The organism is Bradyrhizobium sp. SUTN9-2 (assembly GCF_003122645.1).
GTDB lineage: Bacteria > Pseudomonadota > Alphaproteobacteria > Rhizobiales > Xanthobacteraceae > Bradyrhizobium > Bradyrhizobium yuanmingense.
Genome location: NZ_LAXE01000001.1, coordinates 2,651,055 through 2,663,508, shown reverse-complemented (window position 1 = coordinate 2,663,508; position 12,454 = coordinate 2,651,055). Strand labels below are relative to the sequence as shown.

The following is a 12,454-nucleotide window of genomic DNA, read 5'->3' as shown; positions in this document are numbered from 1 at the left end:
TTCGTACCCTGCTCTTGTTATTGTTGACGTCCACTCAAAGCGCGCGATAGAGGTCCGCGGTCGCACGCAACTTCACGAGGTAGTCGTTGACGGGAGCCATGGCCGCGACCGCGTCCTGATAGCTCACCTCACTGAAGGCGATGACCGATCCCGGCGTCGCCTGGCCGAGACGCCAGAGATCGGCCTGGATCACGGCCGCCATCTTCGGATAGCCACCGGCCGTATTGGCATCGCTCATCTGGATGATCGGCTCGCCGGCCGGCGGCACCTGCACGACGCCGGCCACGACGCCATGCGAGCGCATCTCGACCGGCGCATCCAATGTCAGCTTGCCGCCGGCGAGACGGTAGCCGCCCCGGTCGCTCTGGGCGCTGATCTTCCATGTCGTGGACCAGAACGTCGCCTGCATCGCCTTCGAAAACAGGTCGTACTCGCGGGCCCGCATGACGCGTATCCGCAGCACACGGTCATCCGCTGGCGCGGCGCCGGTGATCGCGACATCCGGCGGCGCGACGCCGAAGTCGCAGCGGCCCTCGCTGCTGCGCGACGAACTCCCGATCGGCACGACGTCGCCCGCCTGCAAGGTACGGCCCTCGAGCCCGCCGAAGCCGCCGCGTACATGCGTGCTGCGCGAGCCCAGCACGCGCGGAACGTCGATGCCGCCGCCGAACGTCGTGTAGACCCGCGCGCCGCGCCGCGGCGCGGTGATCGCGAGAACGTCGCCCGCCTTCGCCTGCATGCACCACCACGGCCGGACGGCCGATCCCGCCAGCGTCGCGTCGTGATCGGCGCCGGTGAGCGCAAATGCGGTGTCGGCCGAAAAGCGCAGGCGGAACGGAAAGGTCTGGATCTCGATGCCGGCCGCATTGTCGTCGTTGCCGAGCAGCGCATTGCCGGCGGCGAGCGCGACGGGATCCATGGCGCCCGACGCGCTGACCCCAAAACGACGCGCGCCGTGGCGGCCCAGGTCCTGGATGGTGTTGAAGGCGGGGCTGGTCAGGATCTCGATCACAGCTCGATCCGATCGATCCTGAATTTGACACGGTCGCCCGGAAGCATGAGCGAGGGCTGTTCGGACAGCGGATCGAACATGGCGATCGAGGCCCAGCCGATGGCATTCCATCCATTCGGACTTGTCAGCACCGCGACGCCTGTCTGCATCCCGCCGATGGTCACCGAGCCTGCCCGCATGTTGAGCGAGGGCACGGATTTGCGCGGCATGTAGATGCGCGGATCGAGGCCGTGGAGATAGCCGAACCCCGGCGAGCTCGCGACCGCACAGACGGTGTATTCGCCTTCGCTGTGGATCCTGATGACGTCGCGCTCGGACAGTCCGGCGCGGCTCGCAACTGCCGGCAAATCGAAGCCGAGTTCGCCGCCATAAACCACGGGAATCTCGATGAGCTTGCCGTCGGCCTTGCGGCCCGGCAAACGATGCCACAGCTCGACGATCGAAGCACTGAGCATACCGATATCCGACGGCGGCTGCTCGAAGACGAGCATCACATTGGTGACGCCAATGACGGCCTCCTGGACGTTCGGCCAGGTGGAAACCGCATCCGCAAGGGCCCAGATGCGGCCCTGCTGCATCAGGTCGAAATCACCCGGCGCCTCGACCAGCATCGCAAGCGTGCCGATCAGGCTGATCTTTGGGCTTTTCTCGATCGCGCCGACAAAAGGAGCTTTGGGCTGATTAAGCGACAAAAGGGCCTCGCCTGGTCGAACGCCCGTGGCGCTGCCACCCTCAAATTTAGCCAAGCGGCGCAAGCCGATCCAAGACGATGTTCGTCTGCGGGCATAAGGGATGTCGATTGCCGGCAAGACGTCGCGCCCGTCTCCGATTTCAGTGACGCGGAATGACATGATTGCTGGGCGACTCCCACCGCGCCACGACCTCCTCGCCCACGGCGTATCGGAGTCCAGCCTGCTGCGACTGGTTCTGCTCGAATACGATAATCTGGCCGCCACTCGGTGTCTTGAGATAGTAGTGACTGACGAATCCCCGATAGATGGCCTGGTCGACGCGCGCCGTCACGCTATTGGCGCGTTGCGCCGCCAGGCTCTGGCCAACGCGCTCGACCACGATCGCCTCGGGCCTGATCGAAACCATCACGTCGCTGGCCGACGACGGGATCTGATCAACCTGAAGGCTGAGTTCGGGCGAGACGCGAACAACCGCCCCGCTCCCGTTGCGCTGCTCGACCGGCCCATGAAACAGATTTGACGCGCCGATGAACTGCGCGACGAATTTCGAGGCCGGACGCTGGTAGATTTCCGTCGCCGAGCCGACCTGTTCGAGCTTGCCGTCGCGCATCACCACGATCTTGTCGGCCATCGTCAGGGCCTCGTCCTGGTCGTGGGTCACCATGATTGTGGTCAGGCCGAGCCTGCGCTGAAGGGCGCGCAGCTCGACCTGCATGCTCTCGCGCAGCCCCTTGTCGAGCGCGCCGAGTGGTTCGTCGAGCAGCAGCATCGCCGGCTCGATCACCAGGGCCCGCCCCAACGCGACGCGCTGTTGTTGGCCACCGGAGAGCTGCGCCGGATAGCGCTTCCCGAAGCTGGAAAGCTGGACCAGATTGAGGGCTTCACCCACCTTCCTTGCGGCGTCGGCCCTGGATATGCCGCGCATCTCGAGGCCGAAGGCGATGTTCTCCTCGACGGTCAGATGAGGAAACAGCGCGTAGTTCTGGAACAGCATTCCGAGGTTTCGTCGATGCACGGGAACATCCGTTATCCTCTTGTCGTTCACGAAGACGTCGCCGGATGTCGGGCGGATCAGCCCCGCGATCATGCGCAGGCAGGTCGTCTTGCCGCACCCGCTCGGACCGAGCAGCGCGACCATATGGCCGGGCTCGATCATGAGCGAGACGTCCTCGACCGCAACGGTGCGGTTATATTCCTTGCTGAGGCGGTCAAGCCTGACTTCGGAAGACCTCATGGCACCTGTCCTAGCTCGTAAACACCTGATTATAGCGCTCCAGCCATGGGCCGCGGCGCGGAACGATGAACTTCCAATCCGGCGTGAACAGTCCGAGATCGGTCGCCTTGGTGTCGGGATAGGCCAGGAACTTGGCCGTCTCCGGCTTGAAGTCGATGCCGCCGACCGAGGGCGCGCTGAGCGTCTGCTCGGACAGCATCTTGGCGACCGAGGGCTCCAGAATGCGGTTGATCAGGGCACAGGCGAGCTCGGGCTCGGGCGCATTCTTGACCAGAGTCATGCTGTTGATGCCGGTGAAGGCGCCTTCCTTCGGGAAGGTCATGTCGATCGGCATGCCCTTGGCCGTGTGCGGATAGATCGCCTTCGAATATTCGATGCCGCCGACCGTCGCCTGGCCCTGGGCCACCTGGAGCACCTGTGCCTCGCTGTCGTAGATCGTCAGGACATTGGGCTTGAGAGCGGCGAGCTTGTCCCAGCCGCTGTCGACCAGGTACTGCGCTTCCTGCAGCGGCTTGCCTGTCGTGAGCGCCGTCGCCACGATGAGCATCAACACGCTCTGGGTGTTCTTGGGCGTGTTCAAAAGGATCTGCTTGCGATATTTCGCGTCGAAGATCTGCTCATAGCTCTCGAGGGGCTTCGTCACCTGCGGATTGATGAACATGGCCGCGCTCGAGATCGAGAAGCCGACGCCGTAGCCATCCTCGAACAGGTAGCGCTTATAGACCTTCTCGAGGTTGGGAATTTTCCCGGCATCGAGCTTGTCGATCAGCCCTTCCTGCTTGGCCTGGGGGATGCCGACATCGTCCATCATCATCATGCTGAAGCGCGGCGTGTCGCGGGTCGCGCGCAGAGCGGCGATGTTGGAGAGCGTCGCGCCTTCGATCGTGAAGACGCGGCACTTGAACTCGGCCTCGAACTTCGGAATGACCTCCTTCTGGATAAGCTTGCCCAGCGCGGAGTTGTAGACGCCGACGTGCAGTTGCTTGGCGTCCTGCGCCCACGACCGGCTGATGATCGTCGGGAAAGCAACCGCGGATGCACCGGCCTTAATGAGAGTCCTGCGTGTCAGCTTCATGGGTCCAATCTCCATCTAACCAATGCACATCAGGCAGCCAGCGCGCGGCGAAGGCCGACCAGTTTCTCCAGCAGCAGCACGCCGACGATCGCCATCAGGATGATGATCGTCGACATCGCCGGCACGGAAGGGTCAAAGACGTTGACCAGTTGCCGCATCAGGACGAGCGGCACGGGCGAGTATTCGGAGTTCGCCAGCCACATCGTGACCGGGTAATTGTCGAAGGACACCATGAAGGCGAACAGCCCGCCGGCGGCGACGCCCGAGGCGATCTGCGGCAGCGTCACGCGCCAGAAGGTGGTCAGCCGGTTCGCGCCGAGGGTGCGCGCGGCGTCCTCCAGGTTCTCATCCACGAGCTGGAGGCTGGTGACCACGGTACGGATGACATATGGCGACGTCACGACCACATGGCCGATCAGGAGGTTGAGGCGCGCATCCTGCGAGCCGAGCCTGGTGAGGACCTGAAGCAGCGCCAGGCCGGTGACCAAGGCCGGGAAGATCAGCGGCGACAGCAAGAACCCCTTGATCGCGGCCAGACCAAAGAACTTGCCGCGCACCAGCGCGAAGGACGCCGGCACGCCCAGCAGCAGCGAGCCCGCCGTCGTGCCGAGCGCAAGCAGGATGCTCAGCCTCATCGCCTCGAGGAAGTCGCGGTCCTGGAGAACCTTGGCATACCATTTCAGCGTGAAGCCCTGCGGCGGGAACGTCACGAAATAGGAATCAGAGACTGACACCGCCATGACGAGGAGCAGCGGCGCCAGGATGAACAGCATCATGCCGGCGGTGATGGTGTAGAGAATAAAGGCGCCGAAGCCGGAAAACCGCTCGTCCATCACTCGGCCCTCCTGAGACGCCGGCCTTCCAGAAGCCACATCGAGACGCCGTTCACCGCGAGGACCAGGCCGACGAGAACGACGGCGATCGCAGCCCCGAACGGCCAGTCGTAAACGACGAAGATCTGCTGCTCGATCAGATTGCCGAGCATGACCGCCGAGGCGCCGCCCAGGATCGCCGGAATGACGAAGGAGCCGGCGGTGAGTGAAAAGACCAGGGTAAAGCCCGCGACGAAACCGGGCATGCTCAGCGGCAGCGTCACGCGGAGGAACACCTTCCACCATGGCGCGCCCAGCATCCGGGCTGCATCTTCGAGGTTGGGATCGATCTTGCCGAGCGCCGAGGCCAGCGGCAGAACCATCATCGGGAAGAACACGTGCAGCGATCCGATGACGACGGCGGCCTCGGTGTAGAGGACCGATATCGGTGCGTCGACGACGTGCAGCGTCATCAGGATCCAGTTCAACATGCCCTTCGGACCGTTCTGAAGCACCAATTGCCAGCCGTATCCGCGCACGACTACGCTGACGATCAGGGGCGCGATGACGATCAGGGTGATGATGCGGGTGACCATCGGACGGCTCTTGACCATCACGAGGGCGACGGGATAGGCGAGCACCGTCGCAAGCAACGAGGTGATGATGCTGATACGCAGCGTCGTCCAGAGGACGCGCGCGTAGAGCTCGACGTTGACCAGACGGGCGTAGTGCGCGAGCGTGAACGGACGGCCGATGATACCGCGGCTGTCCTGGCTCTGGATGCTTGAGAGCAGCAGCCCTAGCGCCGGATAGAAGAAGAAGTACGTGAGGAACGCCAGCATCGGGATGGCGAGAAGCCCGACCGGCAGAGCCAGACGCCACCGCGATGCCCGCCCGCTTGCCGGTGGAGCTTGAACACCTAAGACTGCCACCGCATCGTTGCTGGTGGTCATCGCTGGCCGTCCTCGACTGCGCGATACCAAGGCATACCCCTCTGCTGCACAAAGCTTATGCGTCGGCATCCTACAGGACCAAGAACATCTTCGTTTAGGGGCATCAGGATGGATTATGACAATTGGTTCGGCATACTGCTCCGATCTTGGCCGATGAATGCCGCGTGATGCATCTTTCGCAGTGCACCAGGCGAGCCGCCATCCCGATGCGCGGTCAGCGCAGGCTTTCGCAAAAACTGGCGATGCGTCGGCAGCCCTCCTTGAGTGATTCGGTATCGGTCGCGTACGAAATCCGGAAGTACGGGCTCATGCCATAGGCGCTGCCCGGGACAGCCGCGACATGATGTTCTTCCAGCAGAGCCGCAATGAAGTCGGCATCGGTATCCAGCCGTCGGCCGGCCTTCGTGGTCTTGCCGATGCAGCCCGCGATGTTCGGAAACACGTAGAAGGCGCCTTGCGGCTTGTGGCAGGTGATACCCGAAATCTGATTGAGCAGCTTGACCACCAGATCACGCCGGTCGCGATAGATGTCAGCGCGGTCCTTCAGGTAGTCCTGCGGTCCGTCCAGGACCGCGACGGCCGCCGCCTGGCTCACCGTGCAGATTCCACCGGTCGCCTGACCGTGGACGTTGTTCATCGCCGCAATCAGGTCCTTGGGACCGCCACAATAGCCGACCCGCCAGCCGGTCATGGCGTAGACCTTGGACGCGCCGTTCACTGTCACGACGCGATTCTTCAGCTTCGGCTCGACCTCTGCGATGGTGCAGAACTCGAAACCATCATAGGTGAGATGCTCATAGATGTCGTCGGTGAGAATCCAGACATCGGGGTGCTTCAGCATGACGTCGGCGATCGCGCGCATCTCTTCGCGCGTGCAGGCAGCCCCGGTCGGGTTGTTGGGAAAATTCAGGATCAACCACTTCGTTTTAGGCGTGATGGCCGCCTCCAGATCCGCGGGGCGGAGCTTGAACTGGTTGTTCTCCGGGCAAGGCACCGCGACGGGTGCCGCCTCCGCAAGGAGAACGATATCGGCATAGGTGATCCAGCCCGGTGCGGGAATGACCACCTCGTCGCCGGGATTGCAGGTCGCAAACAACGCATTGAAGATGATCTGTTTGCCGCCGTTGGCGATCAGGATCTCGTCGAGGGCGTAGTCGAGCTTGTTCTCGCGTTTGAACTTGCGCTGGACCGCGGTCCGCAGCGCGACGGTTCCCGGCTGCGCCGGATACTTGGTATCGCCTGCAAGGGCGGCCCGGTGTGCCGCCTCGATCGCGTGCGGCGGCGTCGGAAAATCGGGCTCGCCGGACGACAGGCCCACGATCTTGACACCGGCGTCCCGGAGCTCGCGCGCCTTGTCCGTCATCGCCGCCGAGGCCGACACCTTCACAGTCTTGAGGCGGGTTGCGAGTTCAGGCATTGTCAGCTCCACTTCTCATCTCTTTCAAACGTGCGGCCTCGGATCGGCTCGCAAATCGCAATTCGCCGACGACCTGGAACGTGGGTACGACCTCGATCGTCGCGACGTTCATCCGCGCCGGCGATCCGACCGCGAACGCAATGGCATCGGCGATGTCTTCGGATTGAAGTGTTTCGAACGCCCCGACGAAGCGGGCATCCGGATTGTCGGCATCGTTCTGGTTCTGGAAGATGCTCGTCGCCACACGCCCGGGTGAGACTTCGGTGACACGAACGCAGGTGCCGTAGAGATCGACGCGCAATTGCTGCGATAGCGAATGAACGCCGGCCTTCGTCGCGTGATAGGCCACAGATGAGTTGAATGTCGTAGCGTTCTCGCCGAAGGCATAGTGGCCGGCGATCGACGAGACATTGACCACGTGGACGCGGTTGCGCCGCGCCATACTTGGTGCGATCATCCGCGTCAGGTGCAAAACCGCGCGCAGATTGACGTCGACCAGCTTGTCGACATCGTCAGGCGCAGTATCCAGGATGGTGCCGCGCCGCGACTGGCCGGCATTGTTGACGAGAACATCGAATTCGGCCGCGCTCGCAAGGCGCGTCAAAGCGTCGAGATCGTTGACATCCACCGCGCACGCGTGACATCCGGTCTCAGCTGACAGGCTGGCCAACCGGCGAACGTCACGCGCCAGTGCGTGGACCTCGAGCCCCTCGGCGCGGAGGCGACGAACCGTCGCAGCCCCGATACCGGAGGACGCGCCCGTCACCAACGCCGTTCGGTAGTTTGAAAATCCCATTCGCAAGGCTCGCTTGCCGTCAGCCAGAGCGGCGGAAGCTACGTGCAGGGATTGGCACCCGCATACAGCGGATTTGTTCTGCCCTCATAAGGACATCCAATATCCCCGGCCGAAAGTCCGGCGCGCGAGCCATAAGCACACCCAATGCAGGCAGCGTGAATTTCTCTTACTCGTCGCCGCGCCCATCCCCTTACATTTTGCGATGCGCTTCGCTCACTCATGGGAGACGGACTAGTGTTGGAAGTCGGCAATCGGATCGTCATGGTCTCCGGGGCTTCGCGCGGCATCGGACGCGCCGTCGTCGACCGGCTGCTGGAGTCGGGCTTTCGCGTATCGGCGGGGCTTCGCGATCCGAGCCGCCTCGTCGAGAGCGAGAGGCTCATGACGCACTGCTATGACGCCGAAGACGCCAAGAGCCCGATCTCCTGGGTCAACGCAACGGTCGCGCGGTGGGGCGGCGTCGATGCCATGGTCAACGCGGCCGGCATCAATCCGAAGGTCCGTGTCTCTGATGAGGGCGAGAACGAGCTGGATGAGATGTGGCGCGTGAACGTCAAGGGTCCCCTGCGCCTCGTCAGAGCCACCCTCCCCCATCTGGCCGTGTGCGGTCATGGCCGGGTCGTCAATCTGGGATCGCTAGCTGGCAAGCGCGTCGGAAGCAACGTTGGTTACGCGATGACCAAGTTCGCCGTGGTTGCACTCACCCACGGCATTCGCCGCGAAGGACGCGCGGCGGGAATTCGGGCGACGGTCGTCTGCCCGGGTTACGTTGCCACGGACATGACGCTGAATGACGACGAGATTCCGCGCCACGAGATGAGCCAGCCGGGCGACATCGCACGCTTGGTGGAAACTGCGCTCATGATGCCGAACAATGCGTCGGTCTCCGAGATGCTCGTGCACTGCCAGTTCGAACCGATGTTATAGGGCCCGGCAGGAACGGTTATCATACGGCAGAGGTTGACCCGAACGGGAACCCAAGAACTGCCGCGCTGCGTTGCGTCTTCATTTAAACTTTCCCCCATCTCAACGCAGCGGATGCGCAGATCTATCTTGCGACCGCACCGCCCAGGCCCACGTCCTTGAAGCTCGCTCGTACGTTCGCAGATCGGATGCGGCCCCACTTCCGGGGCCTGCCCACCAAAAATCTGCCGGCATCATCATCACGGGCATGCAATGAGCAGCAACATGCTGAGCATCATGGTGCTGCTGATGATGCGCGGGATATACCGGTACCATTGCTGCCGACCTGGCTGCTAGGCTCGGGCAGAGCTATCTTTTTTGGCGAACAGAGGCGCCGCGCTGTCGAGCACCTCTTTCGGAAGCATCCTCAACTGCTCTGCGTCGAACGGGAGGAGAGTGAGATAGTTTGCCACCAGAGCGCCTACGGCTCCAGCCTGCGCTGCATCTCGTTGGCGCTTTAGCGCCTCCCTATCCGGCCGACGCGACAGCCATGGTTTATGGGCGGCCCAAACCCGCGGGTCGGGAGCCACGATACGCACCGGTTCGCCCTTTTCGTCGATCGCCACCGCCTCGAACGCGGGGGCATTCTGCAGCCAATCGAGGCCTTCGATCTGCACAGCGGCTAAATCTTCCGGGTCTAGGCCGATCTTGTCTGGAGCCTTCTTCCAAGATGGGCTCTGCATTGGCTTGATCAAATCGACGAGATAGCCATCCCGGTTTACGGCACGGAACGTCTGCTTGGCACGTTCGAAGCTGGTGTCCACTCGCTTGAGTATCTTCATGAGCGATGATTCAGAGACGTCGTCGTCTGCGACGAACGTAAGGCCGCCGCGTGCATCGAACAGCAGATCGAGGTCTTCCGTCGTAGCCAAGCCTGGATCGAGTCTGACGCCGGAAGAGGCCTCATAACCGTAGATCGCGTTCGTCCCAAGAATCCTAATTCCGGAACCCAGAATTCCGAAGCCGCCGAGAGCGCGCATGATCCGAGCTCCCAACAACGGCACGCGGCCCAAGCCGAGCGCACGATTGACCGCGGCTTGCCGTTCCAGGGTATCGCGCAAATTCTTCACCCTGTCTTCTGCAGCAGCACGTTGCGCTTCGAAGTCCGCCTTCGTCTTTTCAGTTTCGGGGGAACGCGCGCCCAGCGAGGCCTGCTTCCGGATGCCTGCGTTGTTGTAGTAGCTCCGGACGAGGTACTGGCGGCCTTTCGACTCCGCCCAAGTCAGGGAACCCCGATGAGCATTGTAGGCCTCCTTTGCGTCCCGTAGGGCCTGGAACCGTTGCTGACTATTGATCACCTCTCGGCGCTGGTCATTGTTAAGCTCTTGAAAATCCGTGGTTTCGACGACCCCAATTGATTTTAGACCTCACTGTTGAAACTGTATTTATCCTTAAATATCAATAGTTTCAACAGTTCAATCGAACGTGCAAGCCAGGTGTTGAAACAACAGCCCCTCGGCCCCCTCGAGGGACAAATATTTTCGCTTATTGCGCTTATTGCGTCTGCTTCGAATGGTGCTTCGATACCGCCCAATGCGAGCCTATACCCAGGAAGAAGGGGTGGACCGGCTGCCTCCGCCAGCGAGAAGGCGGCCGCCAACCAGCTTCGTCAGATCCTGGCGTCCATGCTGATGGCGGCGTCAAGCTGCGCGTGCTCAAGGACGAGCACAAGAAGTCTACTGAGATCACCCTGCCCCAAGGCCTATCGGGCATGCTGATGGAATCCTTGCGGCATATCCCGCGTGGCGATGGTGACGCTTGGGCCCCTGCATGAGATGCTGAACACGCAGCAGGCAGTGGATATCCTGCACGTTTCGCGTCCGTTCCAGATCTCACTTCTAGAACGAGGTAACATGAATTACACAACGGTGGGCCGTCATCGCAGGATCAGGGAGAGACCTGTTTGCCTATAAATGCGTGCGGGACAAGAAACGCAGCAAGGCTCTCTCCGACCTCTCCGAACTGGACGCTGAGAACATGTAGAGCTTGTTTGCAAATCGATTTACTGCACTCGTGGCCGCCTGCACTTGCGAGCACAGGAAGCCGCGGAGCTGCAGGAGACGGTTGACCTGCTGAGGCCGTCGTCGAATCTCCTTAGGGCTAGTCCGAGTATCGGCACTACGGCCAGACCCGGTAGCAGCAGCGCATCATGCTGCCGGGCATCGGCATTTCCCAGTGGACAACCTGAAGGCAGATATGGTGCGAGCGAGCAAGAAAGTCGAACCATGTTGCTTCTCAATCAGCACACTGAACACCGCACCTCGTTGGCTGCATCGGATGCAGAAATATTGAGCGTCGAAGCCGCTCGCGAAGTGGAGCGGTTTCTCCGGCATCGCGCTGGTCACAAAGAGACTCCACTCGTCTCTCTGCCGGGTCTTGCTTGTGAGATCGGCGTGGCCTCGATCCACATAAAAGACGAGGGCCATCGGCTCGGTCTTGGCAGTTTCAAAGCCTTGGGTGGATCCTATGCCGTGATCCGGCTGGTCTTGGAGGAAGCAACTCGGCGGCTCGGCCGAGCTGTTGACGTCTCTGAGCTTCAGACACCTGACGTGATGGCCGTGGCTCGGGAGATGACGGTATCCTGCGCCACGGATGGAAATCATGGCAGGTCAGTCGCGCAAGGCGCCCGACTCGTTGGCGCGAAATGTGCCATATTCGTTCACTCGGGCGTCAGCGACCAACGTATCAACGCAATCGCCCGTTTTGGTGCGCAGATGATCCGGGTCAACGGCAACTATGACGACTCGGTCGCAGAAGCATCCCGAGTTGGCGCAGAAAAGGGTTGGATCACGGTCTCTGATACGTCCTGGCAGGGCTATAAGCGTATCCCCGGATTTGTAATGCAGGGATATACCGCACTCTTGAGTGAAGCACTGCGCCAGCTCGCCAAAATCCCGACCCATGTCTTCGTCCAGGCCGGGGTTGGCGGAATCGCCGCAGCCGTAGCGGGACATCTTTCGGTTCTATTCGGCAACAACCGCCCGTTCTTTACGGTTGTCGATCCCTCGCGTGCAGCGTGCCTCTTCGAGAGCGCTCGAGCTGGCCGTCTGGTCAAGGTGCCTCATGAGCGGCCGACGGTGATGGCGATGCTCGAGTGCTATGAACCTTCGCTCGTCGCTTGGCGCATCCTTTCGCGTGCAGCGGACGCCTTCATGACTGTCGACGAGGAGGACGCAATAAATGTTATGAAGCGCCTTGCAAACCCCAGAGATGGAGACCCCGCTATTGTTGCAGGAGAAAGTGGCGGTGTTGGTCTTGCAGGGTTGCTTCGGACCGCACATTGCGTGGCAGGATTGGCCTTGGTCAAGATGCACGGGTATTCCTAGTTAATACCGAGGGCGCGACCGATCCCAGCCTCTACGAGCAGCTGGTTGGCGCGCCCCCAGCGCAAGTGGCGGCCGAAACTGACCGGACCAAATACAGGTCAACAGACCTTATGTCTTAAGCAATCTGACGAGCTCACCGCGCGCTTAGAGTTCGTCGGGAACGCCGTCGAGATA

The 12,454-nt window shown here is 61.8% G+C and carries 10 protein-coding genes and 1 pseudogene; 2 read left to right on the top strand and 9 right to left on the bottom strand.

Annotated elements, in window-relative coordinates; all coding sequences use genetic code 11:
- Window positions 1-34 precede the first annotated feature (34 nt).
- The 8 genes from XF30_RS12080 to XF30_RS38460 all read right to left on the bottom strand — a co-directional run bounded on the left by XF30_RS12080 (window position 35) and on the right by XF30_RS38460 (window position 7,991).
- Entirely contained in the window at window positions 35-1,012 is a 978-nt protein-coding gene (locus XF30_RS12080) for a 5-oxoprolinase subunit C family protein (protein ID WP_109142826.1), read from the bottom strand.
- The gene (gene pxpB / locus XF30_RS12075) at window positions 1,009-1,704 is read right to left on the bottom strand and encodes a 5-oxoprolinase subunit PxpB (RefSeq protein WP_192893111.1); all 696 of its coding nucleotides are present in this window, start codon (window positions 1,702-1,704) and stop codon (window positions 1,009-1,011) included. Before pxpB ends, XF30_RS12080 begins: the two co-directional genes overlap by 4 nt.
- 139 nt (window positions 1,705-1,843) lie before the next feature.
- Window positions 1,844-2,938 carry an ABC transporter ATP-binding protein gene (locus tag XF30_RS12070; protein ID WP_109142824.1) on the bottom strand — a complete coding sequence of 365 codons (1,095 nt, stop codon included), beginning with the start codon at window positions 2,936-2,938 and terminating at the stop codon, window positions 1,844-1,846.
- 10 nt (window positions 2,939-2,948) lie between these two features.
- Window positions 2,949-4,013: an extracellular solute-binding protein gene (locus XF30_RS12065; protein WP_244608936.1), complete on the bottom strand. Its 1,065-nt coding sequence runs from the start codon at window positions 4,011-4,013 to the stop codon at window positions 2,949-2,951.
- A 29-nt stretch (window positions 4,014-4,042) separates the two neighbouring features.
- The gene (locus XF30_RS12060) at window positions 4,043-4,846 is read right to left on the bottom strand and encodes an ABC transporter permease (RefSeq protein ID WP_192893110.1); all 804 of its coding nucleotides are present in this window, start codon (window positions 4,844-4,846) and stop codon (window positions 4,043-4,045) included.
- Entirely contained in the window at window positions 4,846-5,778 is a 933-nt protein-coding gene (locus XF30_RS12055; RefSeq protein WP_244608935.1) for an ABC transporter permease, read from the bottom strand. Before XF30_RS12055 ends, XF30_RS12060 begins: the two co-directional genes overlap by 1 nt.
- Before the next feature lie 214 nt (window positions 5,779-5,992).
- Window positions 5,993-7,195, bottom strand: coding sequence for a pyridoxal phosphate-dependent aminotransferase (locus tag XF30_RS38465; RefSeq protein WP_109142820.1), 1,203 nt, complete (start codon window positions 7,193-7,195; stop codon window positions 5,993-5,995).
- A complete protein-coding gene (locus XF30_RS38460; RefSeq protein WP_192893109.1) occupies window positions 7,188-7,991 on the bottom strand; it encodes an SDR family oxidoreductase in 804 nt (267 codons plus the stop codon). Before XF30_RS38460 ends, XF30_RS38465 begins: the two co-directional genes overlap by 8 nt.
- Window positions 7,992-8,225: 234 nt before the next feature.
- Between XF30_RS38460 and XF30_RS12040 the strand changes: the two genes are divergently transcribed.
- The gene (locus tag XF30_RS12040) at window positions 8,226-8,918 is read left to right on the top strand and encodes an SDR family NAD(P)-dependent oxidoreductase (protein WP_109142819.1); all 693 of its coding nucleotides are present in this window, start codon (window positions 8,226-8,228) and stop codon (window positions 8,916-8,918) included.
- Between the two features lie 329 nt (window positions 8,919-9,247).
- Here XF30_RS12040 and XF30_RS12035 read toward each other — a convergent pair whose 3' ends face one another.
- Complete coding sequence (locus XF30_RS12035) at window positions 9,248-10,252, bottom strand: GSU2403 family nucleotidyltransferase fold protein (protein ID WP_244608934.1); 1,005 nt, start codon at window positions 10,250-10,252, stop codon at window positions 9,248-9,250.
- 927 nt (window positions 10,253-11,179) lie between these two features.
- On the opposite strand from XF30_RS12035, the pseudogene XF30_RS12025 reads away from it, so the two are divergent.
- Window positions 11,180-12,399 (top strand): annotated as a pseudogene (locus XF30_RS12025) (diaminopropionate ammonia-lyase).
- Window positions 12,400-12,454: the final 55 nt, after the last annotated feature.

Bases quoted from the DNA above. Each gene is read 5' to 3' on its own strand.
- XF30_RS12060 (WP_192893110.1), bottom strand. From the start codon at position 4,846: ATGGACGAGCGGTTTTCCGGCTTCGGCGCCTTTATTCTCTACACCATC.
- XF30_RS12065 (WP_244608936.1), bottom strand. From the start codon at position 4,013: ATGAAGCTGACACGCAGGACTCTCATTAAGGCCGGTGCATCCGCGGTT.
- XF30_RS12055 (WP_244608935.1), bottom strand. From the start codon at position 5,778: ATGACCACCAGCAACGATGCGGTGGCAGTCTTAGGTGTTCAAGCTCCA.
- XF30_RS38460 (WP_192893109.1), bottom strand. From the start codon at position 7,991: ATGGGATTTTCAAACTACCGAACGGCGTTGGTGACGGGCGCGTCCTCC.
- XF30_RS38465 (WP_109142820.1), bottom strand. From the start codon at position 7,195: ATGCCTGAACTCGCAACCCGCCTCAAGACTGTGAAGGTGTCGGCCTCG.
- XF30_RS12070 (WP_109142824.1), bottom strand. From the start codon at position 2,938: ATGAGGTCTTCCGAAGTCAGGCTTGACCGCCTCAGCAAGGAATATAAC.